We start from the raw sequence: 24,848 nt of genomic DNA, 5'->3' as shown, positions 1-24,848 counted from the left end.
TTTGAGATTCAGGCAAGCGCTTGGACGTTGCAAAACGCGTCCGTGACTTAGAACTCGTAACAAGAAACGGTGATGCGGAAGAAGTCATCAGGTATTCTCGAACCCCTTGGTTACAGGGGTGCAGACCATCCCTGCAGACACGGGACTTCGCATGGCAGAAGACGAAAAAAGATCGCGATCACCGACCTCTGTTCCCAGCTTGCTCGCAGGACGCTCACCGTCACCGGATGAACGCGCGGCCTCGCGCATCCTCGCCGCGCTCGAGGGCCGCGCGCCGGATGCGGAGGTCAAGCACCTGGCGCCCAAGCGCCGTTCCCGCTTGCCGCTGGCCTTGCTGCTGTTGTTGCTGACAGGCGCCGCGGGCGCGGTGCTGTACAGCGTGTTCGATACGCCGCCGCTGCCTGTGGTCGCTGAATCCACCCCGCCGGCCGCGCAATCGGTGCCGCCCGCCGCCGTTGCGCCCACGCCGACTGCCCGAGTGGCCGCCGCCGATCCCGGCATGCAGCCTTCATCCGCGGCCGTCATCGAAGACCATCCCCTGGCGCAGTTGGGACGTCCCACTGCCGATGAGGAGCGCATGCCCGAGAATCCCTTGTCGGCGCTGGCCGTCACCGCCGCGCCGCCGCCTCGCGCCGCGGTGCAGGCGCAGGCCGCCGCACCCAAGGCGGCTGGGCCAACGGTGCAACGCGCGGAGCATGCCGCCAATGGCGGCGCGCGCACGAACACGCCGCAAACTTCGCCCAAGGCGCCGTCCCAGGCCGCGCCGCAGCGCGCCAAGACGCCGCGCAACGATTCCGACGCCGCGCTGCTGGCGGCACTGATGTCCTACGGCTTGCCGCCCGCATCGCCGCCCGGCACCAAGGTCTACAAGAACGACGGCGTCTTTGTCCGCGAACTGCCGGGCTCGCCCCTGGCGGCGCGCCTGGAGCAATGCCGCAAGCTGGGCTTCCTGGAAAGCGAGCAATGCCGCTTGCGCGTGTGTTCGGGCTATTGGGGCACCGCGCCCGAATGCCCCAATCCGCAAGCCCAGGTCGAACCCTGAGTCTTCAGAGAAGGTTTTTTCCTGCAATGGATCCGACTGCAACGCCCGGCCTGTTCAGTTCCGACGCCCGCCTCTACAGCCTGGAAGGCGAGGGCGCGCTTGCCTCGCTGCAGGTCGAGGGCTGGATCGCGCGCGAGGCCCTGTCGGGCATCGCCCAGACCCGCGTGGTCGCGCTGGCCGACAACGCCGGCCTGGACTTGGGCGACATGATCGGACGCCCCGTGACCTTGTGGACCACGCGCGCCGACGGCAGCCGGACGGGCCGTAGCGGCCTGATCCGCGAAGCCGAACTGCTGTCGGGCGACGCGGGCCTGGCGCGTTACCGCCTGACGGTCGCGCCCTGGCTGTGGCTGGCCACGCAGCAGCGCAACAGCCGCGTGTTCGAAGCGCGCCCGATACTGGACATCATCGGCCACGTGCTGGGCGCGTACGAAGGCTATGTGCATCGCGTGGCGCCGGATGCGTCCGAAGCGCTCGCAGGGCTGGCGCCGCGCCCCTACACCACGCAGTACCGCGAAACTGATTACGCCTTCATCAGCCGCCTGCTGGCCGAAGCGGGACTGGGCTGGACGGTGGTCGAGGATCCCGAAGTCCCCGCGCGGCATGTGGCGCTGATCTTCGCCGACAGCCGTGGCTTGGCCGAGGACGCCGAGTCCGCGGGCGGCGGCGTGCGCTTTCATCGCGCCGCCGCGACCGAATCGCGCGACACCGTGCAGGCCCTGGCGCGCCAGTGGCGGCGCGGCCCGGATCGCGTCACTGTCCTGGGCTGGCACGGCGGCGGCAAGCGCGCGGTGGCGGCCGAGGCCTTGGCGCGTCCCACCGATGGCGGCGAGGACGCCGGCCTGGAATGGTACGAGGTAGCCGGCCACGGCAGCTTTGCCGATGAGGCCGAAGCGCGGCGCCAGGCGACTTTGGCGATGGAAGCCGTGCAGGCCGCTGCAGAGACCTTTGTCGGCCTGGGCGGCGTGCGCACCTTCCGTTCTGGCACGCGCTTCACCTTGCAGAACATGTCTCCGCTGGGTCCCGCCGCTGAAGAGGGCTTCGAACCCGCCTTCGTGCTGGACCGGGTCGAGCACGTCGGCATCAACAACCTGCCGCCCGAGACCCGCGCCTCGCTGGCACAGCGTCTGGGCGGGTTGGACGCGCATCTGGCGCTGGATGCCGAGGCGCCCGACGCGCCAGGCGCAGCGCGCGCGGGCGCCGATCCGGCGCGGCCCGACGCTGAAGTGCTGGCGAAAGCACGCGAGGTCGGCTACGCCAACCGCTTCCAGGCGGTGCGTTGCGACCGTCCCTGGCGGCCGGCCCTGCCGCAGGCGCGCGGCGCACGCCTGAGCGGCGCGCCTTCGGTCCATGGTGTGCACACAGCCATCGTCACGGACGCGGACGGCGCGGCGCAGCCGCGGGAGCAGGACGAGATCCTGCGCAACAAGCGCGGCGACGTGCGCATCCGTTTCCATTGGCAGGCCGACGGCGCGGAGGAGCTGGCCAAGAGCCGCTGGGCCCGCGTGGCGCAGCGCCAATCGGGCGCAGGCATGGGCATGAGCTTCGTGCCCCGCATCGGCCAGGAGGTGCTGGTGCGCTTCCTGGACGACGACGTGGATCAGCCCGTCGTCGTGGGCGCGCTGTACAACGGCCGCGGCGAGGGCGGCACGCCCGCCACGCCGGGCGGCCGCGACGGCGGCCAGGCCGACACCCAGGTCTACGCCGCCGCGCGCGATACCGCGCCCAGCGCCCAGGCGAACCTGGCGGGAGGCAACGCGCCCGCCTGGCATGGCGCGGCCGGCGGCGACGAAAACCACCGCAACGCCGCCGCGCTCAGCGGCTTCAAGAGCAAGGAGTTCGGCGGCTCGGGCTACAACCAGATCGTGTTCGACGACAGCGACGGACAACTGCGTTTGCAGATCAAGAGCAGCCAGGAAGCCAGTGAACTGAACCTGGGCCACCTGATCCATCAGGCTGGCAACTACCGTGGCGGCCTGCGCGGCCTGGGCGCCGAGTTGCGCACGGACGCTTACGGCGCCGTGCGCGGCGGCGCGGGCGTGCTGCTCAGCACCTACGCCGGGACCGGCGCCACCGCCGGCCCCGCAGGCGAAGCCGCGGGCTTGCAGGCGCTGGCCAGCCAGGCCGACCAGATGGCGCGTTCGCTGGACGGCGTGGTCGGCGCGCACCAGGGCCTGCGGCTGGCGAGTGCGCTCGGCTCCAGGGGGCCCGAAGCCAGTGTGCTGGATGATGGCAAGGCGCCGCTCGCGGCCATGCATCGTGCCGTGTCCGGCACCGTTGCGGGCGACAGCCTGGATGGCGCGCGCGGCGACGCCTCGGCCAAGCACACGCAGGCGGCCGACGGCAAGGTGCCGCACCTCACCGATCCGGTCGTGCTGATGGCCGCGCGCGCCGGCCTGGCGCAGGTCGCCGGCGAACACATGCAATACGCCGCCGGCGAGACCGTGCACTGGTCTGCCGGCAAGGACCAGAACCTGGCCGTGATGGGCGCGCTGCGCGTGCATACCGGGCAGGGCCTGGGCATCGTCGCCGGCCTGCAGCAGGGCGGCGCGGATTCCGGCCTGGACCTGATCTCCGCCACCGGCGACGTGCATGTCCAGGCCCAGCACGACATCCTGCGCGTGCAGGCGCAGAAGGACATCACCATCGGCAGCGCGCAGACCTCTGTCGAATACGCCGCGCCCAAGCGCATCCGCATCGCCACCGCGGCCGGCGCCAGCATCGTGCTGGAAGGCGGCAACATCACGGTGACCGCGCCGGGGCGGATCGATGTGAAGACGGGGAACAAGCAGTTTGCGGGCCCGGACCAGATGTCCTATGCCCTGCCCGTGTTCGTGCAGAGCGCGCCCGCACCGATGAAGCTGGCGCTGCGCCTGCAGGACATGCCGGGGGCGCACGGCATCGCGCCGGAAGGCGAGACTTGGCGCATCGTGAAGGTGCCTGCGGAACTGAACGTGGTTCAGCAGGGTGGGCGCATCAATCCCCAGGTGTTCGATTCCTCGGAGTGGTCCGAGGTCTTGGGCGAAGGGAAGACGCCCGCCAGCGGCGAACTCGACCTGTCGGAAGCGCAGCAGTACGCGGTCCACAGCGAAGTGATGGCGAATCCTGGCCGTGTGTGGCTGATCAGCGGCCTGACCGCGCAAGCCATGACGCCGGCGCGCTGGACGACAAGCTCGGAGCAGGCGACGTCGGAGCGGATCCTCGATGCCCTGAATTTTGCGCGCAAGGGTTCGGAACTGGACACGGCGCACGCCGACTGGCTGTCCGAGCATGCCTTGGCCGACGGGTCGGCGCAGGGCATGGAGACGCTCAAACCCAAGACGAAGGCATAAGGCAGCCGCCCGCCGGCTTGCGTTCAAGAAAAAGGCCATGGATAAACTCGACATAGACCAGTACACCGCGCAGATCGTCCCGGACACGATGACGACGGTATCGGGCCAGTACTTCGACCTGAACCAGCCCTTCGCCATGCCGCGCTACGGCAACCGCTGCGAGTCCTACATCACCGGCCGGGACTACATGGCGGCCGTGGCGGCCGCGATCCGCGGGGCGCAAAGCTTCATCATGATCGCTGACTGGCAGATGGACTACGACGTGGAACTGGAGCGGCGCGGCGAGGAGGGCCACCCGGGGCGTTTGTCTTCGTTGCTGGCGGCCGCGATCGAGCGCGGCGTGCACGTTCGTATCCTGCTTTACGATTCGATCAGTATGGCTCTAGATACGCACGATGACACGACACAGGACATGTTGCATGGCTTGCCCAAGGGCAAGGGTTCTATCCGTGTCATGCTGCAATATGCCAATACGGGGCGGGTTCCTGCAACAAACACTTTTTTTTCCCATCACCAGAAGTTCGTCCTGGTGGACGGAAAAAAAGCATTTCTGGGCGGAATCGATCTGGCCTACGGCCGCTGGGAAACGCCGTCCTTCGATGTCGTCATCGACCCGAAGATCCACGTGCTGAACGACGCGTACAACGCGCAGCTTGTGGCAGCCAGGAAGCCGACCCAGTCAGAACTGGACCTCACCCGGGCCTCAGGGGGACTGCCGGGATTTGAGCCTCCGTTGGGCGGAACTCTGCTCGATCCCTTGCGGCAGCCGCGGGAGCCATGGGAAGACGTGGCCATGAAAGTCGAGGGACCAGCGGCCTTCGACGTTTTTCTGAACTTCGTGTTGCGTTGGAACAGCTTCGCGCGCGCGGGTACCAATGTGTTCGATCCCAGCATGGATGCGAGTTGGTTCGACCGGGCGAAAGGGTCTCAGCATTTGCTTGATCCGCAGACGCGCGGCAGCGGCAATGCCACGGTGCAGATATGCCGTTCGGCCTCGTCGCAACAGTTGCAGGATGAACTGAAACTCTGGGGCGACAATTACAAGTACGTCAACGACGACTGGAAGACTCCCAACCCGAAGCGCCGCAAGATAGTTCAGGCCGCCCGGGCGAAGTGGGCGGCCAACCATCAGACCAGCATCCGGGATGCGATGGTCAACAGCATCCGGTCGGCGCAGGCCTACATCTACATCGAGAATCAGTTCTTCATTTCCGATTGCGGGGTGGATCAGCTAGGCAAGAAAACTTCGCCGGGGACGAATCCCATCATTCCGGAACTAGCCAATGCGATAGGGGCAGCCATCTATGCGGACCGACCCTTCCATGTGTGGCTGGTACTGCCCGAGCATCCGGAAGGCCTGTTGGAAGAGCCGGCGACCCTCTCCCAGACGTGGTGGGCGCTACAGGGCGTCAAGCGCGCGCGCAACAGCCTGGTGCATCGAATCAACGCCACGCTGTACGCCAAGCACAGCAAGACCAGGAAGGTGGCTCAGCCAGCCCAGACGAACGCGGACATAGCTGTTGCGCTTGCCAATTGGGGCATGGCGGACGAATGGCGCAAGTACCTGACGGTGTTGAATCTGCGGAATTACGGTTCGACACGTCTGGGTGTCGTTACGGAAATGGTCTACGTACACAGCAAGCTGACCATCGTCGACGATGCGGTCGCCATCATCGGCAGCGCGAATATCAACGATCGCAGCCTGAACGGGAACGGCGATACCGAACTGGCCGCCGTGGTAGTGGACGACGACGGGGCTGCGATGACCGACGTTGGCGCTGGCGTGAGAGTCGTGACGCGGAAATTCGCCCGAGACCTGCGCATGAAGCTCTGGCGCAAGCACTTTGGCATGATGGTCGAGAGCGGCTCGACGGGCGTCCAGAAAGCCGCCGGGGTACCGCAAGGAATCAGCCTGGAGAGACCTTTGGATCCCTCCAGCATCCAGGCTTTGCAGAAGCTCGCGCACGATAACCGCGAGGCATACAGCGCTGTTTTCCGGCATACGCCTCGCAACAGTTTCCGCAAGCTCCTGGATGGACGGAAAGCCTTCCCTCCGATCTATACACAGGTCAAGAAGTACGAGGTGAACGGCGTTCCAATCGGCAATGTCGGGCCGGACGGCAAGCTGCGTGATGGCTATATTCTGGTCGACGGTCCGCCCTCTGGGAAATACGATTTCACCAAGTTGCCTGATTTGCAGCCGACGTACATGGCGAATTCAGAGCATAAGATCGAACAGGCAATTGCCTATTTGCGTTCCAAAGTTAAAGGGTTTTTCGTTGAAATGCCCTTGGCGTGGGGAGCTGGCGAAGGCGATACGCCGAAGCCGCCGGGACGCGTCCTGGATAGCGTCATTGCGGAGCAGACGAATAAGCCTAAGGAAGATATTCTTGAAAACAAGAGAGAAGAACAGGCCGCATGATGAGGTTCTTGTTCGCAGTGCGGCAATGGGTGCCGCCAGTTGACGCCCTAGGAGACAAGTCGTGCGTGAATTCTTGATCTGGGCTGCCGATATGGCGTTTCAGACCGCGTACGCCCTGGTGTACGTGCTCCCGCTAGTCTGCGTCGTGGGGATTGCGGTTCATGTCTGGCCGCGTCGCTTCGGCGTGTTGGGATCGTCGGCCTCGCGTACGGGCCTCGCGATAGTCATGGCGGCCGTATGGCTGTTGGCGATCGTGGGAACTTTTCTGCTCTTCTATGTTTCGCGGAGCTACTCCCGGGAGCATGGTTTCGTCCTGATCGCTTTTCTTGCCTATATGGCGCCGTCGCTGGTCTTGTCTCTGATCGGATTGATCGTCCGATACAAGACTCGCGCGAGAGGCGAAGAGGATGATTGATGTTCCGCTTACGTTGCTAAAGGCGGGAGAGACCTTCGCCACGGAAACGATATCGTTGCTGCCCGTGGTATGGGTCATCGGCTTGCTATTGTGTATCGAGTCCGACTTGCCATTGTTGCGCTCGACGATCTGGCGTCTTTTGCGGAATGTGATCGTGGCGCTGATGGCGCTGTTTCTGGTGTACGTAGTTGTCTACGCAATATACGGTTCGGCGGTGGCTGTTTATTTCGACGATCACGGGTTTACGAACCTTACTCTACGCACCTTGTCCACGATGTGGGTGTCGATCGTCCTGGCATTGGCAGGAGTTGTGCTGTGGATTCATCGTCGATCCAGGCAGAACTCATGACGCCGTGCTCCAGTCCCCGCTGCCGCTCGGATTGCCCTATCATCTGGGACCATCGCTGATCCTGTCGCTGATCGGCCCGATGCTGCGCCACAGATTGCGCTGAGAGCATCGGTTCTAGCCCAGGGAGAAGAATTTGCGTGCGGTCCTTGCTGCGATTGCCGAGTCTGGCATGTTGATGGCCCAGTCGACGGCCTACCTGGTGCCGGCGGCGGGCATCCTGGCGCTGATCATCTGCCGGTGGCCCCAGCATTTTGGCAGGCTGGGGACGCGGTCCTTCAGACGCGGGATATCAGCTGGAATGCTGGCCGTCTGGGTATTCGCGCTGGTCCTGCTGGGCATGTTCTATTGGCTGGCGACCAACCATGACAGCGGCTACGAGTTTCCGCTGCTTGGGCTGATGCCGTACATGAGCCCGTCTCTACTTACCGCCTTGATCGTCCTGCTGGTCCATCGGAGAATGGCGAAGCGGGAGCGCGGCCATGAATGAGGTATATCCCGCCAATGTCCTGCAGTCCGGCGAGTTGCTGGCCTGGGGGATTTTCCAGATCGTTCCGCTCTGGTGGGGCGCTGGAATCCTGCTGTGTGTGGAGTCCAACCTTCCGGGGCTGTCGCCCAGAGCGTGGCGCGCCGTGCGCGATGCCACGATTGCGCTGATGGCGGTGTTTCTGCTGGCTTGCATGGCGTACGCCGTCTTCGGCTACAGCGTCGCCACCCAGTTTGGCAAACCGGCCTACTTCGACAAGGCGCTGGAAGCTCTGCGCTTGCTGTCCCTGTCGATGGGAATGGCGGTGTTCGGGCTGGCGTTGCGCGCGCGTATCGGGCGCCGCGCCCTTCGCCACAGCGGCTAAAATCCCGCCATGCTTCCGCCCCAAGTCCTCGTTGCCCTTTTCGTCCTGCTGCTGGCCGTCGTCATTCCGCTGTTCGCCGTGACCATCCAGCTGAGCCGTTTCATCCATTGGTTCTTCTGGGCCGACAAGACCACGCGCGGCGATCGGCCGCATTTCACGGGGCCGGTGCTGGCGCTGATCTTCAGCACCCTGGCCGCTAGCGATTTCGTGGGCTATGAACCCTTTCTGACGATCTCGGAGATGAATCCGGTGCCGATCGAGGCCAGGGCTTACTTCACCGTTGCGATGCTGGCGCTGGCCGTCTGGTGCTGGGCTTATGGGCGGTCGATCCGGGACCGCGTGCTGCGCATGATCGGGGTCCGCGCTTCTTAGCCGCCGCCAGGTTCGACGCATGATCTCGATCTACGATCTTCTTGCGTTTGGGGCCCTGGCATTGGCCATCTGCGTGCCGTTCGCCGCGACGGCGATACAACTTATCCGCCTGCTCTGGTTCGTCACGGGCGAGAAGGAGACGCGCGGCGCGCGTCCGCGCTTTACGGGACTGGTGCTGGCGATGTTTTTCAGTTCGCTTGCGGCTACCGAGCTCCTGTCGGTGGAGCCTTTCCTGACCTTGTCCCACCTCAATCCCGTGCCGCAGCAGCACCGGGTGGAATTCATGATCGCGATGCTGGCGCTGGCCCTTGCGGGCTGGATATGGGGCGGTGCGATCTGGAACCGCCCGCGCCGCCAGTCTGGCGGCTGAGGCAGCCGCCGCAAACGGGCCGCTTACTTCGCCGCCTGCACTTCGATCTTCACCGTGTTCGAGCGCACGCCGTTCGATTCGATATACACCTCGTAGACCGCCGGATCCTTCGGCAGCTGCACCTGCGCCGCCAGGTCGGTGCTGAACTGCGTGCTGACGCTGATGCCCGGGCTGATGGGGATGCCCTTGGGCGGACGCGAGCTGGGGATTTCGTCCACCTCCATGCCGGGACGCTTGCGCGGCTTGTATTCGTAGGCCACGCCTTCATAGACCGCCTTGGTCTGCGTATTGACGGCGACGAAACGCGGCAGCTTCTGGTTTTGCGATACGGGGATGATGCCTTGCGCGCAGACCGGGATGACCAGCGCGCCGGAAGCTTGCGGACGCACGCGTGCGGGCGCGGCGATGTTGAGCTGGTCGTCGCTGCCATGGTTGGGCGGGATGCAGGCGTGGTCGTTCGCCGTGCCGATGGGGGCGGTGGCGAACGAGGGCGGATCGATCCAGTCGGTATTCATCGTGGTCTTCTGGGTATGAGGGGTGGGGCGCGCGGCCGTGGCGGCGACAGGCGCGGCCATGGCCATCGCGGCCGCGAGCAGCAGGGCCAGTGCCGGCGCCAGGCGGCGCTGCGCGTCAGAACGAGGGCCAGCCATTGGACATGTCCGTCTTGCGTACGGCCTGGGCGCAGCTGGCGCAGAAGCGGATGCTGACGCAGTCGCCGCCGAACATGACGCAGGAGCCGGTGTGGCTGGGATCGGCCTGGCTGGCGGGCAGGCCGAAGTGGCAGTGGTTGCCGAACTGGGAATAGAAATACGGCCCCTTGTCGAGTTTGGACGAGTCCATTTCGGCTTCGTCCGGGTGGGCCCGAGCCCACTCGGGCCCGCTGGGCGTCATGCCGATCAGGTGGCCGATCTCGTGTACCAGCGTCTGCTGCAGATAATCCAGCGTGTTGGGTTCCCAGGGGCTCATCGCCGCCACGCCAAGGAGGTTGGTGCCGGGGAATGCCACGCCGCCCGCGGAGCTTTCCATCAAGCGGACCTTCAGGATGATCTTGCCCGAGGTCGGCACGGGAACCAGGCCCGCCATGCGGATGTTGAGGGCGTGGCAGGCCTTGGGATTCGCCGGGTCGTAAGGCACCGGGGTCAGTCGGTCCTTGGGTATGGCGACCTGCCTGATGCCGGCCGCGGGGTCGGTGTACTCGAACAGGCATTCGACGTACCAGTCCACGCCAGGCTCGATGTGATACCACAGGAAGCTGAGGTTGCCATCGGCGCCGACGAACTGCACCTGCTTGTCGCCTGCGCCGGGACCGGCCGAGGCTTGCACGTAAATGGGCTGGACGGGCAGCATCGAGGCCAGCCGGTCGATGTGGCAGACGACCAGCGTATAGGGCTCGTGGTCCGGGCCCTGCGACCCCGGGTAGACGGAGGCGGCCAACCGGCGCAGGCGTTCATAACCGTCGTCCGTGAACACGTCCATGTTGGCGTCGCCGCGCGCGCTGACGGGCGGCAATTGCACGACGTCCACGCCGTGCCGCGCGTATTCCGTCGCGGTCGGCTGGAAGCCGTGGCGGCGCGCCAGCGTCTCGGGGCCGGGCAGCATGATCTCCTGGATATACAGGCGGCGGGCGGTTTCGACCTGTTCCGTGGAGATGATCTGGTTCTTGTCGTTCACCACCTCGAACGTATAGGTGTTCAGGCCGGCGGCGGGCAGGGTGATGTTGTCGACCACCTTGGTGCCGTCGGCGTCGGTCACGTAGCTGTAGGAGCGCTGATTGGGTTCGCGATACAGCGGCTGGCGGCTTTGCTCGCGCGCGGAGTACACCGCGTTGCCCGGACGCGGGCTGACCTTGACGCTGAAGCGATGCTGGCCGCCCTTGTTGAAGCGCACGCGGATCCTGGGCTTGTTGGTCTGGCGGTCCAGGCTGTCGAGCGCCTGGCCGTCGTTCCAGACCTCGTCCTCTTCCCGCAGGTTGACGTACTGGAGCTTGGCGCCGCTCCTGGCCCGGTAGGCGGACGGCGTGGGCGCGCCGGCATCCGGCGTCCCGGCCGGGGCGGCGCCGCCTGCATCCTGGCCGCCGGCCGCGCCCGCAGGCTTGGCGACGGGGCCGGGCAAGCTGACGCCGGCCATTTCCATGACCCGCTTGGCCATCGCCGGATAGGGCGAGTTGGCCACCGCGGGGATGTTCATGATCGCCTCCGCCACCTTGGGCAGCGTGGCGCTGGATATCGTGGGCGATTGCAGGATGGCGCCGACCACGGACGGAATCGCGGAGTCGGTCAGGCCCGGCGTGCTGAGGATCGCGCCCGCCACCGCCGGCAGATTGCCCTGGTTGACGTCGGGCATGGTCAGCAGCGAGTTCACTGCCGTGCTCAGCGCGGCGGGACGGCCGCCCATGGCGCCCATGGCCTGGGTCATGACCGGGCCGATGGCGGATCCCACGCCGCCGCTGCCGGCCGCTGTCAGGCTGGAGGCGGCGCCCAGCGCGGAGGCGGCGGTGGCGTTGCCCATTGCCGTGGCGGCGCCGGAAGCGCCCGACAGCACGCCCGAGGCGGATGGACCGGCGCCCGCGGCCGGCGTGGCGAGGCTGGACGCCTGCGAGGCCAGGTCCGACGCCTGCGACGCCATGCCTCCGGCCTTGGACACGGCGCCTGCCGCGTCGGTCAGCGCCTGGGGCATGGATACGGCGCCGGCCAGCGCGTCGCCTGCGCCCTGCGTCATGGTGGATAGGCCGCCATCCATCAGCGATGGCGTCGCCATGCTGGCCAGGGATTGCGTGGCGCTGCCTGCCGCCGAGGCCGCGGCGCCGTTCGCGAACGAGGGCGCTACATTCTGCATGGCGGTCTTGGCCATGCCGCCGGCCTTGGTCATGGCGCCGGACATCAGGTCCGAGCCGGCATCGCTCGCGGCCTTGAGGGTCTTGCCGGCCATCGCGCTCAATTCCTGCACGGGCTTGAGCGCTTCGCCGGCCAGGGTCTTGGCCTGGTTCAGCATGCCCGACGCGCCCTCGGCTGCGGCGGTCAGGCCCTTGGATACGGCAGTCGCGCCGCTCGCAAGCGCGGCGCCCGCGCTGCCAAGCACGGAGCCTTGCGCACCTGCCGCCGCAGCCGCCGTGGGGGCTGCGGCGGCAGGTGCGGTGGCGGCTACCGAGCCAGTCGCGCCGGCGGCATTCAGCGCCTGGCCGGAGCTGGCCTGCGCCTGCAGCTTGGCCTTGGGCCGGTGCACCAGCTCGGCCGTGACCAGCATCGGGTCGCCCACCTGCGTGGACGGCAGCGCGGGCAGCGCGGCCGCATCGCTGGCCGGTCCGATCAGATTGTGCGACGCGCCCTTGACCGAGAACATGCCCGGTCCCTTGAACAGGATGTCGCCGCCATTCATGACGATGCTGGCGCCCGCGGCCTGCAAAGTGATGCTCTTGTTGGCGAGGATCTCGATGCTGTCGGAGGTGGATGTGACGGTGATGTCCTGGCCGGCCAGCATCTCCAGCATGTCGGTATGCGCGTGGATCGACACCGGCGATTCGGCGGCGACGGCGCGGATGCCTCCGTCCTGGACGAACAGGCTGGTGGAGCGGCCGGAAGCCGTGGCGAAGGTCTGGCGCGCGGCCACGTGGCCGTCCGCCAGCGCAGTGACGTGCAGGTTCTCGCCGGCGTGCAGGATGGCCGAGGCGGGCGTGGCAAAGTTGAGGGAGGACGGCGCGTCGATCAGCATGCGGGCGCCGTCGATGCGCTCGACCGCCTCGGTGCCGCTGCGTTCGCCGCCGCCGGCCTTGACCGCCTGCTGGCCCCCAACGCTGCCCGGATAGCGGCCATCGCCCTTGGGGTCGATGGCGCGGGTCAGCGCGTCATATTGGCTGGTGGCCGCGAGCGCGCGCGCCTGGCGCTTCGTTCCCGCGGCATCCAGGCGTTGCGCCGCATGTTGCGCGCCGCGCAGGCGCGTCAGCGCTTCCTGTGCGTCGGCCTGGGTGGACCGTGCGTCTTCGCGCGCGCTGGCGGACACGAGCATGCCTTGCCCGGAGCGCACCACGGTCCAGGCATCCGAGCGCAGCTCGAAGCCGGTGCCGCGCCATGCGCCGCGGTTCGATTCGTCCGCGGCCTGGTCGACCAGATAGCCCAGGCCCAGCTGCGTGGCGCCGATGGAGCTGGACAGGCGGGTGCGCATCTGCCGGGTCGTGTCGTCGAACAGCCACTGGCTGTGGCCCGCGTCGTCCAGGCCCTTGCTGTGCCAGCCGCTGAGCGTGCCAGGGTGGTTGGCCGCGGCGTCCTCGCCGGCGGACCAGGGCGGCAGGTCGGCATCGTTGTACAGCTGCGCCGAAGCCACGGGCTGGTCGATGTCGCCGTCCAGGAATTCGACCAGGACCTCGGTGCCTTTGCGCGGCAGATGGTGCGCGCCCCAATTGGGGCCGGCCTGCGCGCCGGCGACGCGCAGCCAGGTGCCGGAACTGTCGTCGCCCGGCGCGTTGCCAGTGTCGTCGCCATGGCTGCGATGCGCCAGGCCGCCCGGCAGCGGACGCGCGCCGCGCTGCCAGGGGAATTGCACCTTGATGCGCAGGTCGCGGCCCGAGGAAATGGGCGCGTCCTGCGCGGCCATCACCACGGCTGTCAGGCCCTCGGGGGCCGTGGGCTTGGCGCGCCAGCCGGGCGCAAGCGGCGCGGCCGCAGGCAGGGCGCTGAAGCTGTTGCGGTACGAGCCGTGCTCCAGGTCGGATTCGCCCAGCGCCCGTGCGGCCTGGCTGCCCAGATTGTTGGCGGCTTCGTGTTCAACGTGCAGCAACGTGTAGCGGTTGCCGCCCATCTCATCGACGGCCTGGCCCGAACCCGCGGCATAGCGGCTGTGCTGGGTCAGCGTGAAGTCATGGCCGGGCATCATCTGGCGGGCCGTGCCGCCGCCGTCAAAGCGCACCATGCGAGCTTCATGCGCCTGCAGGCTGCGCGCGGCTGCAAGTTCCGCGCCGTCGCTGTCGGCGTAGCGGCCGTGACCATCGTAGTCGTAGTCTTCAAGCCGAGGCACCGCGCCGGCCGGGACGTCGGACTGCGCATGCGCCGCGTGCGCAAGCAGCTTACGGTCGTCCCAGGCCAGGCGGGTGACGGCGTTGGACTGCACCGCGCGGGCCCCGCCGAAACGCGTGATGCTGTCTTCGGTTTCAGTGGCGTCGCTGCGGTGAAAGCGCAGCGTGGCGTCGGGGCAGGCGGGCCGCGCCGCGCGAGTGTCGAACACGACCAGCCGGTGCCGCGCGCCGCCCGAGGCGTCGTCCTGCTGCTCGCCCTGCTGATGGTCGAAGCGGAAGCTCAAGCCGGTTTCGGCCAGCAGGCGCAGTACGAAAGCCAGATCGGTTTCGCGGTACTGCGTGCGCAGCGGGCGCGGCGCGGGCGGCTCGGCGATGTCGAAGGAGTAGGCCGCCTGCGGATAGTCGGCGAAGATCTCGGTGAGGATGTCGGTGACCGACTTGTCCTGGAACAGAAAGCTGTCGCGGCGCAGGCCCAGGGCCGCCAGCCAGGGCGCGGCGTGCAGCCGGTAGCGCGCCAGGCCGCCGTCGGCGCCCAGCGCGTCCACGCCTTCGACCACCGCATGCCATTGGCGCCTGCCGCCATCTGCCAGAAGCACGCTGACGCTGATCTCGCGGCCCAGCAGGGCCTGTACGTCCAGTTCGGCCGAGGACGCCAGGCAGTCCAGCGTCAGGGCAAACAGTTCGGAGACGCCTTCGCGCAGGCTCATGCGCTCTACGGCGAGCGCCGCGTCCAGCGGCGTGCGCACTTGCAGCATGCGGGCGTTCTGGGAAAGGGCGGCAACATCCAGGCTGCTGAATCCGGCGGGCGCTTGGGAACGGTCGGTCATGGTGTGGAGCGGTCGGCCTGCGGCTGTCAGGGTAGCGAATCAGGGGAGCGAGATGGTCAGGTGCGCGGCGCGCGGCCCGATCTTGACGATGTCATGGTACGGAGCCATGGCGGTCTGCATGTCGCGGTTCAGGAAGTGGCTCATGCCCAGATAGGCCAGCAGGCCCAGCAGCGCGAACAGCGCGCCGATGCTCCACAGCGGCACGTCGCGCTTGAGCGTGTGGGCGATCTTGTCGGGCAGGGGCCAGTGCGGCGCGAAGCCCGAGCGCTTGCCGCGCAGCAGCGTGATCTCGTCGCCCAGCCGCGCCGTGAGATAGCCCAGCTTCTCCTGGCCTTCGATCATGTACTTGCCCTGGAAGCCCAGCAGCAGGCACATATAGAACACTTCCAGCGATTGCAGGCGCGGCGCGCCCTGCGCGCGCAGGTCTTCCAGGCGGGCAAAGAAGTTCTCGCCGGCGAGCTGCTCGCCGAACAGGGTCAGCTGCAGCGGTTGCAGCATCCAGGCGTCGCGGATGGAAAAGCCGGAGTTCAGCACGGTCTCGTCCACGGCGGCGCAGAACGCGTACTTGGTGGCGTAGACGTCCTCGGCGGGGATATCCATCTTCTTGGCGCTGCGCTCGAAGTCCGCCAGGAACTGCTGCACGCGCGCCGAGAACGAAGCGGCGTCGACGGGTTCCTGGCCGCTTTTCAGCAGGAACAGCATCAGGAAGCCGTCGTACAGCAGGTCCAGCAAGGACTTCGCGGGGCGCGAACCGTAAAAATCGGCGGCTCGGGGAGGGAGCGAGGCTCCGGGCATCAGGGAAGGCGCGTCGGCGGTCATGGGCAGGCTCTAGCGGGTGACGGCGATGAGGTCCAGTTTCAGATCGGGTATGCCCGAGGGGGCATAGATGGCGATGCTGCGCGCCTGCAGCATGCGGTCGTATAGCGAGCCACGCGTCTGCAGGGTGAAGTAGCACGCGCCCGGCTTGACGGGCACGGCGGGCGGCACCTGCGGCGTGTAGACGAGCTGCACGCCGGGCATGGCGGAAAGCACCAGCTTTTCCACGTCGTCGGGCGCGCCCACCTTGAAGCGCAGCGGCACGGTCTCGGCCAGTTCGCTGGCCGGCGTGGCGGCGGACACCGACAGGTAGAGCGCGGTGGTCTCGTCGAGCTTGCCGGAGTCCAGCCGGCCCACATGGAACGAGGGGCGCAGCTCTTCCAGCACGATGGAGAAGTAGCGGGTGGAGATGACGGTGTCGAGCAGGTCGCGCAGGATCTCGTCCAGTTGCGCGAAGGCCGCGCCCGGCGCGTCGTGCTGGTAGGCCGGCAGGTCCGCCAGCGTGTGCACCTTGGAGAAGGTCATGAGCGCGCCCGCCAAGCGCAGCATCTCCTGGAAAAGGCGCTCGGGATGCAGCTGCGGATTGTGGAACAGGTGCGACAGCGCCGAATAAGCCTCGTTGCAGGTGTGCAGCAGCCAGAACGAGGCCACGTCGCCCGAGCGGAATTCGATGATGTTCTTGTTCGGCTCGCGGTGAAAGCCATACAGCGCGTTGACCTTGGCTTGCAGCGCGTCAAGCAGACGGCGCAGCTGCTCGAACAGCGCGCTGCAAGCCTGCACCGTGACGCTGGGGGCGACGAAACTGGTGTCCAGTTCATAGCCGGCGCTGGCGGTGCGGCGCACGCGCGCCACGGGGATGGTCAGCAGCGCGTCGCGCGGCTCGTGTTCCGACAGCAGGCGCACGTTCTTGCGCAGGAAGGCAAGTTCGGCCGTGCTGGCGTTGGTGTAGAGATCCGGCGCCGGGCTGTCCTGATGCGCATAGCGCGCGTCGAAGCCTTGTTCCTGGCGCGTGTCGCGGTAATTGCCGCCCACGTCCTTCATCGGATGCAGCGCCAGGTAGAACACCGCCGTGCTGGCGCCGTCCAGGCCGTCCAGCGCTACCGCGGGCGGCAGGTCGTCGTTGTGGGGCGCGCTGTAGATCTCGCCGTCGGGAAAGATCGCGGAGAGCTCGGTGGCGCGCAGCATGCCGTTGGCAAGCGCCGCCGCGTCGAAGCGCGCTGCGCGCAAGCCCCACGCATAGGGATGCAGCGCGCGGCTCATTTCCGCGAGGCGGGCCTCGTGGTACGCGTCTTGGCGTTGAAAGTGTTGGGGCCGCAGGAACAGCCCCTCTCCCCACAATATCTTCGCTGAATGGCTCACGTTTTTTGGCTCTTGCTTCTTATATAGAGAGGGCGTTGATGACGGCGGCGAGACGCGGCCATGGGCGCGGGCGGCTCGCGTTCAGCTCGGGCATTGCACCGAGCCGAGGCGGGCCGGGTCGAAGCCGGGCATGCCCGGCGGCAACACGATCTGTCCAGTGACCACGGACATCGCGCAGGCATGGGCGCCCATGACGATGCCGCTGTCCTCGGCGGTCTTTACTTCGAATACATATTTCCAGCGCTGCGGCGCGGGCGCGTAGAACAAGCCCGCGACAGCGATGTAGGCAGCGTTTTTCGGCACTTTTTCCAGGTGCTCGTAACGCTGTCCCGGCGTCAGGGTGACTTCGCGCGAGGCGATGATGCTGTCGCCCAATGCCGCCTTTTCGGCGTCAGTATCAACCAATTGCGTGAGCGGTGCGCGTTGAAATGCCTCGGCATTCTTCAAATAGTATATTTTCGTAACCACAGCCATGGGCTGGCCGCTACTCGCATTCAAATTTTCTCCGGCGTGTATCGCCAATTTCACATCGACGGGCGCATTCGGGTCCTTTTTCAGGCCCGCCATATCCATCATGCCGCCGGTCATTCCCGCCACCGCTCCGATCGCTGAAACCGCCGCGCAACCGCTGATTACGGGGCTTGCCGCGATGACGGCGGCCATCGCCACGCACCGAGAAAAATAGAGATGTTTTGACATGGCTCTTTATACCGGAAGGCTGCGACAACATACAGATCGCGGCACGATGAGCGAAGTTTCGTGGCAAGTTACATGACGTAATGCACTGTAGTGTGGCGCTAACAAAAGGTTGTTGAAATACGCGGCCTTGGTTACACCCTCCTACATACCAAAAAAATGCACATATCCCGGGTTCTCCTCATCAGCGGAATGCTGGCCTTCCTCGCGGGCTGCGCCACGTCCCCCAAGCCGCAGACCGACGCCGAGTACAAGCAGTCGATGACGCACGCCACGCAGACCCTGGCGGGCAAGGGCAACGATCAGGCGGTCGCCGAGTTCCAGGAAATCGCCCTGCTCAATCCCGCACGCGGAGAGCCGTGGTCGTACATCGCGAAGATCCGCTTCGACGAACAGAAGTACGGCGAGGCCATCGTCGCGGCCGATGAAGCGCTGAATCGCGACCCCGAAGACTTCACAGCCAAGACCGTGCGCGCGGTGGGCGGCTTGCGCGTGGCAATGCAGTCGCTGGCCGATCTGCGCGCCAATGCGCTGCTCGCCGGCAATGCCCGCACCGATGCGGTGGCGCTGGCTGCCGCCATGCGTGAAACCCTGGGCCAGGACGTGCTGTTCCCCGAGGGCTACAAGCCGCCGCGTCCGCGCCAGCCGCGGCGCAACGATGCACAGGGCGCAGCCGCCGGGCAGCAGGCCAAGCCCGCCGCCAATGCGGCGGCGACGACGCCGGCCGCAACGCCCGCAACATCTGCTGCAGGCCCCGCTGCAAACCCCGTCGCGAAGCCCGCGGCGAACCCCTCCGCAACGCCGTCCACGGCTCCGGCGGCTACTGGCGCGGCCCCGGCCGGCCGCGCGCCGGATCCTTTCGGCAATCTCCTCAAACCCTGATCGGGCCCACGGCCTCTTCACTATGCACTTCGCTTGGAGCCCCCATGGCTAAGAAAGAAAGCGTTCAGAAAAGACTCCAGAAAGTACGTCCGCCGCGCGTGCAGCTGACCTATGACGTCGAAAAGGGCGACGCGATCGAGCAGAAGGAACTGCCTTTCGTCGTGGGCGTGGTCGGCGATTTCAGCGCGCAGTCCGAAGCCGAACTGCCGCGCCTGAAGGACCGCAAGTTCGTCAACATCGACGTCGACAACTTCGACGACGTGATGCGCGGCCTGGAACCGCGCGCCGCCTACCGCGTGAAGAACCGCCTGACCGACGAAGGCGGCACCTTCGGCGTGGACCTGAAGTTCCGTTCGGTCGAGGACTTCCGCCCGGAAGCGGTGGTGCAGCAGATCGAGCCGCTCAAGGAGCTCCTGGACATCCGCACCAAGCTGGCCGACCTGCGCAACAAGCTGGCCGGCAACGACAAGCTGGAAGACCTGCTGGGTGAAGTGCTCAGCAGCACGGAAAAACTGCAGCAACTGACCAGCGAAGCCGGCAAGAACGGCAAGGGAGGCAGCAATGAGTAATTCCGCCGCCGCGCAGAACGTATCCGCGCCCGCCGCCGAGGCTGACTCGGGCCTGCTGGACCAGATCGTCGAACAGAGCCGCGTGGCCAAGTCCACGGCCGAGCACGACCGCGCCAAGGATCTCATCGGCGAACTGGCCCGCGAAGTCATGAAGGGCACCGTCGTCGTATCGGACAACCTGTCCGCGATGCTGGACGCCCGCGTGGCCGAACTGGACCGCCTGATCTCGGCCCAGCTGAGCGAAGTGATGCATGGCGCCGAGTTCCAGAAGCTGGAAAGCACCTGGCGCGGCCTGCATTACCTGTGCCAGGAGAGCAACACCGGGCCGATGCTGAAGATCAAGGTGCTCAACGTCACCAAGCGCGACTTGGTGCGCGACTTCCAGACCGCCATCGACTTCGACCAGAGCCTGATGTTCAAGAAGGTCTACGAAGAAGAGTTCGGCACCTTCGGCGGCTCGCCGTTCGGCGCGCTGCTGGGCAACTTCGAAGTCACGCGCCAGCCCGAGGACATGTACTTCATCGAGCAGATGTCGCACGTGGCGGCGGCCTCGCACGCGCCCTTCATCGCCTCGGCCTCGCCCGAGCTGCTGGGCCTGGACAGCTTTGCCGACCTGGGCCGCCCGCGCGATCTGGCCAAGGTGTTCGACACCGTGGAATACACCAAGTGGCGCAGCTTCCGCGACTCGGAAGACTCGCGTTACGTGGGCCTGACCATGCCGCGCTTCCTGGGCCGCCTGCCGTATGACCCGAAGGAAGGCACCTCGGTGGAAGGCTTCAACTTCGTCGAGGAAGTGGACGGCACCGATCACGCCAAGTACTTGTGGTGCAACGCCGCCTGGGCCTTCGGCGCGCGCCTGACCGCCGCCTTCGCCGACTTCGGCTGGTGCGCGGCGATCCGCGGCGTGGAGGGCGGCGGCCTGGTCGAGAACCTGCCGACCCACACCTTCAAGACCGACGACGGCGAGATCGCCCTGAAGTGCCCGACGGAAATCGCCATTACCGACCGGCGCGAAAAGGAACTGAGCGACCTCGGCCTGATCCCGCTGGTGCACTGCAAGAACTCGGACTACGCCGCGTTCTTCGGTGCGCAGTCGGTGCAGAAGGCCAAGAAGTACAACACCGACAGCGCCAACGCCAACGCGGTGCTGTCGGCGCAGTTGCAATACATCTTTTCGGTATCGCGCGTGGCGCACTACCTGAAAGCGATGATGCGAGACAAGATCGGCAGCTTTGCCTCCGCGCAATCTGTCGAGAGCTTCCTGAACCGCTGGGTCTCGCAGTATGTGCTGCTGGACGACAACGCGAGCCAGGAACAGAAGGCGCAGTTCCCCTTGCGGGAGGCATCGGTGCAGGTTGCCGAAGTGCCGGGACGTCCCGGCGTGTTCCGGGCCGTGGCGTTTTTGCGGCCTCACTTTCAGCTCGACGAGCTTTCGATTTCGCTGCGCCTGGTTGCGGAACTTCCCGCCCAGGCCCAGAAATCGTGATCACCGTCAGATTCGACGTTTTTAACTGGAGAGGCTATTAATGAAGGACATCTACGTCAAATTCGGCAATCCCGCACTCAAGGGCGAGTCGCAGGACAAAGACCATCCGGACTGGATCGAAGTCGGATCGTGGCGCCATGAGATCATCCAGCCGCGTTCGGCTACCGCCTCCACCTCCGGTGGCCATACCGCCGAGCGCACCGAGCACGGCGAGATGGTCTTCACCAAGGACCTGGACGTGGTCAGCCCGCTGCTGTATCAGCACGCGTCCGGCGGCACCACCTTCGACGAAGTGACCATCGATTTCCTGCGCGCCGACGGCGAAGGCAATCGCGTCAAGTACCTGGAAATCAAGCTCAAGTACGTGATCATCTCGCGCGTGGCGCCGGAAGTCGTCAGCGAAGGCCTGCCGCACGAATCGTTCTCGCTGAAGTACGCCGCGGTGCAGTGGAAGTACACGCAGCAGAAGGTGGGCGGCAACCAGGGCGGTAATGCCCAGGGCGCATGGAGCCTCACCAAGAACGACAAGACGTACTCGGTCTGAACCTGACCGCATGAATGGCAAAGGCCCCGGCCGGTCCGGCGCCTTTGCCCAATGAGGCCGCGATGAAGGGATTCGAACCCAGCCTGTTCGACAAGCTGTTCGACGGGGACGGGCAGACACCGCATGCGCTGCGACGCCTGTCGGTGGAAGAAATCAAGGAAACGGTCGCGCGCGACATCGAGGCCCTGCTCAATACGCGCATGGTCTTCACCGAAGACTCGCTCAAGCGCTATCCGAATTGCCAGCGGTCCATCCTGACCTATGGTCTGTCGGATTTTTCCGGCCTGAGCCTGGCCAGCCACTACGACCGCGAGTTCATTTGCCGGTCGCTGGAGCAGGCGATCGCCCGCCATGAGCCGCGCCTGACGCATGTGCGGGTGTTGCTGCAGGTGGACAGCCGCGCGACCTCGGTGCTGTATTTCGCGATTACCGCCATGCTGGACGTGGGGCCTGCCCACGAGCCAGTGACGTTCGACGCGACGCTGCAGCCGTCGACCTTGCAGTACTCGGTGAGCAAGGGCCGGGCCAAGGCCGCGGCCGCCGCCGCCTGATAACAAACCATGCACGCGGGCGCTGACGGCATGCCGCCAGCGAAGAAGGGAAAGATGGAAGAACTGCTGCCTTACTACGAACGCGAACTGGGTTTTCTGCGCGGTTCGTCGCGCGATTTTGCGCAGCGCTATCCCAAGATCGCCGCGCGGCTCGGGCTGTCCGGCGAAACCTGCGAGGATCCGCACGTCGAGCGGATGATCGAATCGTTCGCCCTGCTGGGCGCGCGCATCAACAAGAAGCTGGACGACGACTATCCGGAGTTCACGGAAGCGCTGTTCGAGGTGATGTATCCGCACTACCTGCGCCCGTTCCCCTCGTGCTCGGTGGCGCAGTTCGATATGGGCGGCATGGCCTCGCAGCTGACCGCGCCCGTGCGCATGGCGCGCGGCACGGAACTGAAATCGCACCCCGTGCGCGGCGTCGCGTGCCGTTTCCGCACGGCATACGACGTGACTCTGGCGCCGGTGAGCATCCGCCAGGCGGTGTTCGCCGCCACGGCCAACGCGCCGTCGGCGGCCAGCCTGCCGGCAGGGGTGACGGGCCGGCTGTCGCTGACACTGGCCTGCCTGGCCGAGACGCAGAACTTTTCAAACCTGGCGGTGGACCGCCTGCGCGTCTACCTGCATGGCGAGCCCTCGTTCGTGGCCGCGCTGCGGGACTGTCTGTTCCTGCGCACGGCTGCGGCCTATCTGGAAACGCAGCCGGGCCGCTGGAACCGCATGCAGGACGTGCCGCTGGCAGAGGTGGGGCTGTCCGAGGACGAAGCCCTGATCGACTTCCCGGCCAGCTCGCATCCCGCCTACCGGCTGCTGGCCGAGTACTTCGCGTTCTCCGAGAAATTCAATTTCGTCGACATCGATCTGGCGGCGCTGCGGCGCGCGGCGGGTCCGGTGCGCGAATTCACGCTGCACCTGGCGTTGAAGGGCGTGCGCGCCGACTCGAATACGGCGCGTCTGCTGGAATCGGCCTCGTCCGACAACTTCCGGCTGGGCTGCACGCCCGTCGTCAATCTGTTCGCGCAGCGCGCCGACCCCATCCGCGTCACCCATGCGCAGGCCTCCTATCCGGTGGTGGCAGACGCGCGCCGCGCCTATGGCTACGAGATTTATTCGATCGACCGCGTGCGCCAGGTACGGCAGAACGCGCAGGGCGATTCGGTGGTGGAGTTCCGGCCCTTCTATTCGCTGCATCATGGCGAGACGCCCGATGGCGCCAGCCATTACTGGACCGCGCGGCGCAATTCCATGGTGGCCGAGCGCAGCCCCGGCTACGAAATGGAACTGTCCATCGTGGACATCGATTTCGATCCCTCGCTGCCGCAGACCGAGACCCTGAGCCTGGAGCTGACATGCACCAACCGCGACCTGCCCGCGCATCTGGCGGTGGGGCAGCCGGGCGGCGACCTGTTCCTGGAAGGCGGTTCGATCGCGCGCGAAATCCGCATGCTGCGCCGGCCCACGCACACGCACCGCTTTCAGCAGGGACGGGCGGCGCACTGGCGGCTCATTTCCCACTTGGCGCTGAACCATCTGTCGCTGGTGCATAGCGGTCTGCCCGCGCTGAAGGAAACGCTGCGGCTGTATGACCTGTCGCATTCCGCGGTGGCGGCGCGCCAGATAGAAGGGCTGGTCGGACTGGACTACAAGCCCGCCACGCACTGGATGCCTGGCGAGCCCTTCGCGACCTTCGTGCGCGGCATTGAAATCCGGCTGACGATCAACGAAGACAACTTCGTCGGCACCAGCCTGCATGCCTTCGTGGCGGTGATCAACCGCTTCTTCGGCCTTTACGTGCACGCCAACAGCTTCGTGCAGCTGGTCGTGCTGTCGCGCCGCGGCGCGGACGAAATCCTACGGTGCGCTCCATGCAACGGCGACGCGATCCTAGCGTAATCGAATCACTGCTGGCCGAGCCGCAGCGCTTCAAGTTCTTCCAGGCCGTGCGGGTGCTGGAGTCGTGGTTCGCCCGGCAGGAAGGCAGCCGCGCGCGCAATGCCGTGCCCGCGCACCTGCGTTTCCTGAATTCGTCGTCGCTGGCTTTTCCCGCCAGCGAGATCGCGGCGCTGACGGCCTATGACAAGCAGGGCCAGGCGCTGGAGGACACCGAGTCAAGATTGGCGGCGCTGGCGGCAGGCAACCTGGGCCGGGTGGAAATCGAGCCGGCGTTCTTCGGCCTGTTGGGCGCGCAGGGCGCCATGCCGCTGCATTACACCGAGATCCTGAGCACCCGCGAAAGCTCGCGGCGCGACCGTGGCGCGCGCGCCTTCTTCGATATCTTCTCCAACCGGGCGGCGGCGCTGTTTTACGCTGCCTGGAAAAAGTACCGCATGCCCGTGCGGCACGAGACCGAACAGGACCATCACTACCTGCCGCTGCTGCTGGCGTTGGGAGGCATAGGCCATCCGGCGCTGCGCGACCGCCTGCAATCGGGACAGGGCCGGGTGTTCGACGAATCGCTGGCGCACTACGCCGCGGCGGCGCGCCAGCGGCCGGTTTCGGCGGCTTATCTGCAACGCGTGCTGGCGGACTATTTCCAGGTGGCGCTGCGGGTGGAGCAATTCGTCGGGCGCTGGTATCACGTACCGCCGCAGAACCGCACGCAGCTGGGCATGCCTGGCGCGGTGCTGGGCGTCTCCGCCATGGCCGGCGACCGCATCTGGCAACGCGACATGCGCATCCGGCTGTGGATCGGCCCTCTGTCCAAAGAGGCGTTCACGGACTTCCTGCCCGGCGGCGCGCGCGCCCAGGCGCTGGAGAAGCTCCTGACCATGTTCGGCGGCATGAGCTTCGAGTACGAGGTGCGGCTGGTGATGGCCAAGGAAGACGTGGGCGGCAGCGTGCTGGGCGAAGGCGGCGGCGCGCGCCTGGGTTGGAATTCCTTTCTTTGCACCGAGGCCGTGGCGTCCGACCGCGACGACGCCAGCTACGAACTGCACACCATTCATTAAGACTAGACGACCTAG

The 24,848-nt window shown here is 66.4% G+C and carries 21 protein-coding genes; 16 read left to right on the top strand and 5 right to left on the bottom strand.

Going from position 1 to position 24,848, the window contains the following annotated elements:
* The first annotated feature begins 199 nt into the window (after positions 1–199).
* The 9 genes from AXYL_RS28265 (at position 200) to AXYL_RS28225 (ending at position 9,150) form a co-directional block, all read left to right on the top strand.
* The gene (locus AXYL_RS28265; protein WP_041654379.1) at positions 200–1,042 is read left to right on the top strand and encodes a hypothetical protein; all 843 of its coding nucleotides are present in this window, start codon (positions 200–202) and stop codon (positions 1,040–1,042) included.
* A gap of 26 nt (positions 1,043–1,068) precedes the next feature.
* Entirely contained in the window at positions 1,069–4,374 is a 3,306-nt protein-coding gene (locus AXYL_RS28260; RefSeq protein ID WP_013396305.1) for a type VI secretion system Vgr family protein, read from the top strand.
* A gap of 37 nt (positions 4,375–4,411) precedes the next feature.
* The gene (locus AXYL_RS28255) at positions 4,412–6,796 is read left to right on the top strand and encodes a phospholipase D-like domain-containing protein (protein ID WP_013396304.1); all 2,385 of its coding nucleotides are present in this window, start codon (positions 4,412–4,414) and stop codon (positions 6,794–6,796) included.
* 61 nt (positions 6,797–6,857) lie between these two features.
* Complete coding sequence (locus AXYL_RS28250) at positions 6,858–7,211, top strand: hypothetical protein (protein WP_013396303.1); 354 nt, start codon at positions 6,858–6,860, stop codon at positions 7,209–7,211.
* Positions 7,204–7,560, top strand: a complete 357-nt coding sequence (locus tag AXYL_RS28245; RefSeq protein ID WP_013396302.1) for a hypothetical protein — start codon at positions 7,204–7,206, stop codon at positions 7,558–7,560. The genes AXYL_RS28250 and AXYL_RS28245 overlap by 8 nt, the downstream gene beginning before the upstream one ends.
* Positions 7,561–7,729: 169 nt before the next feature.
* Positions 7,730–8,047: a hypothetical protein gene (locus AXYL_RS28240; RefSeq protein WP_125470144.1), complete on the top strand. Its 318-nt coding sequence runs from the start codon at positions 7,730–7,732 to the stop codon at positions 8,045–8,047.
* Positions 8,040–8,408: a hypothetical protein gene (locus AXYL_RS28235; protein ID WP_013396299.1), complete on the top strand. Its 369-nt coding sequence runs from the start codon at positions 8,040–8,042 to the stop codon at positions 8,406–8,408. Before AXYL_RS28240 ends, AXYL_RS28235 begins: the two co-directional genes overlap by 8 nt.
* A gap of 9 nt (positions 8,409–8,417) precedes the next feature.
* Positions 8,418–8,780, top strand: a complete 363-nt coding sequence (locus AXYL_RS28230; RefSeq protein ID WP_013396298.1) for a hypothetical protein — start codon at positions 8,418–8,420, stop codon at positions 8,778–8,780.
* Positions 8,781–8,799: 19 nt separating this feature from the next.
* Positions 8,800–9,150: a hypothetical protein gene (locus tag AXYL_RS28225; RefSeq protein WP_013396297.1), complete on the top strand. Its 351-nt coding sequence runs from the start codon at positions 8,800–8,802 to the stop codon at positions 9,148–9,150.
* 23 nt (positions 9,151–9,173) lie between these two features.
* On the opposite strand, the gene AXYL_RS28220 is transcribed toward AXYL_RS28225, so the two are convergent.
* The 5 genes from AXYL_RS28220 to tssJ all read right to left on the bottom strand — a co-directional run bounded on the left by AXYL_RS28220 (position 9,174) and on the right by tssJ (position 17,856).
* Positions 9,174–9,800 (bottom strand): hypothetical protein, encoded by a 627-nt coding sequence (locus AXYL_RS28220; RefSeq protein WP_013396296.1) that lies wholly within the window; start codon positions 9,798–9,800, stop codon positions 9,174–9,176.
* Entirely contained in the window at positions 9,781–14,982 is a 5,202-nt protein-coding gene (gene tssI / locus AXYL_RS34485; RefSeq protein WP_013396295.1) for a type VI secretion system tip protein TssI/VgrG, read from the bottom strand. The genes AXYL_RS28220 and tssI overlap by 20 nt, the downstream gene beginning before the upstream one ends.
* A 39-nt stretch (positions 14,983–15,021) precedes the next feature.
* Positions 15,022–15,801, bottom strand: coding sequence for a type IVB secretion system protein IcmH/DotU (icmH, locus tag AXYL_RS28205; RefSeq protein ID WP_013396294.1), 780 nt, complete (start codon positions 15,799–15,801; stop codon positions 15,022–15,024).
* A gap of 9 nt (positions 15,802–15,810) precedes the next feature.
* Complete coding sequence (gene tssK / locus AXYL_RS28200; protein ID WP_013396293.1) at positions 15,811–17,157, bottom strand: type VI secretion system baseplate subunit TssK; 1,347 nt, start codon at positions 17,155–17,157, stop codon at positions 15,811–15,813.
* A gap of 81 nt (positions 17,158–17,238) precedes the next feature.
* A complete protein-coding gene (tssJ, locus tag AXYL_RS28195; RefSeq protein ID WP_237709949.1) occupies positions 17,239–17,856 on the bottom strand; it encodes a type VI secretion system lipoprotein TssJ in 618 nt (205 codons plus the stop codon).
* 189 nt (positions 17,857–18,045) lie between these two features.
* On the opposite strand from tssJ, the gene AXYL_RS28190 reads away from it, so the two are divergent.
* The 7 genes from AXYL_RS28190 to tssG all read left to right on the top strand — a co-directional run bounded on the left by AXYL_RS28190 (position 18,046) and on the right by tssG (position 24,833).
* A complete protein-coding gene (locus tag AXYL_RS28190; RefSeq protein WP_013396291.1) occupies positions 18,046–18,735 on the top strand; it encodes a hypothetical protein in 690 nt (229 codons plus the stop codon).
* Positions 18,736–18,779: 44 nt separating this feature from the next.
* A complete protein-coding gene (gene tssB / locus AXYL_RS28185; protein WP_013396290.1) occupies positions 18,780–19,304 on the top strand; it encodes a type VI secretion system contractile sheath small subunit in 525 nt (174 codons plus the stop codon).
* The gene (gene tssC, locus AXYL_RS28180) at positions 19,297–20,790 is read left to right on the top strand and encodes a type VI secretion system contractile sheath large subunit (protein ID WP_013396289.1); all 1,494 of its coding nucleotides are present in this window, start codon (positions 19,297–19,299) and stop codon (positions 20,788–20,790) included. The genes tssB and tssC overlap by 8 nt, the downstream gene beginning before the upstream one ends.
* Positions 20,791–20,830: 40 nt before the next feature.
* The gene (locus AXYL_RS28175; RefSeq protein WP_006395404.1) at positions 20,831–21,334 is read left to right on the top strand and encodes an Hcp family type VI secretion system effector; all 504 of its coding nucleotides are present in this window, start codon (positions 20,831–20,833) and stop codon (positions 21,332–21,334) included.
* Positions 21,335–21,396: 62 nt separating this feature from the next.
* The gene (gene tssE / locus AXYL_RS28170; RefSeq protein WP_013396288.1) at positions 21,397–21,885 is read left to right on the top strand and encodes a type VI secretion system baseplate subunit TssE; all 489 of its coding nucleotides are present in this window, start codon (positions 21,397–21,399) and stop codon (positions 21,883–21,885) included.
* 54 nt (positions 21,886–21,939) lie between these two features.
* Complete coding sequence (gene tssF, locus AXYL_RS28165; RefSeq protein WP_013396287.1) at positions 21,940–23,778, top strand: type VI secretion system baseplate subunit TssF; 1,839 nt, start codon at positions 21,940–21,942, stop codon at positions 23,776–23,778.
* Positions 23,742–24,833: a type VI secretion system baseplate subunit TssG gene (tssG, locus tag AXYL_RS28160; RefSeq protein WP_041654374.1), complete on the top strand. Its 1,092-nt coding sequence runs from the start codon at positions 23,742–23,744 to the stop codon at positions 24,831–24,833. The genes tssF and tssG overlap by 37 nt, the downstream gene beginning before the upstream one ends.
* Positions 24,834–24,848 lie beyond the last annotated feature (15 nt).

Source organism: Achromobacter xylosoxidans A8 (assembly GCF_000165835.1).
Lineage (GTDB): Bacteria > Pseudomonadota > Gammaproteobacteria > Burkholderiales > Burkholderiaceae_B > Achromobacter > Achromobacter xylosoxidans_B.
Note: the sequence above shows the minus strand (reverse complement) of the source record. Positions and strands in the feature narration are given on the sequence as shown.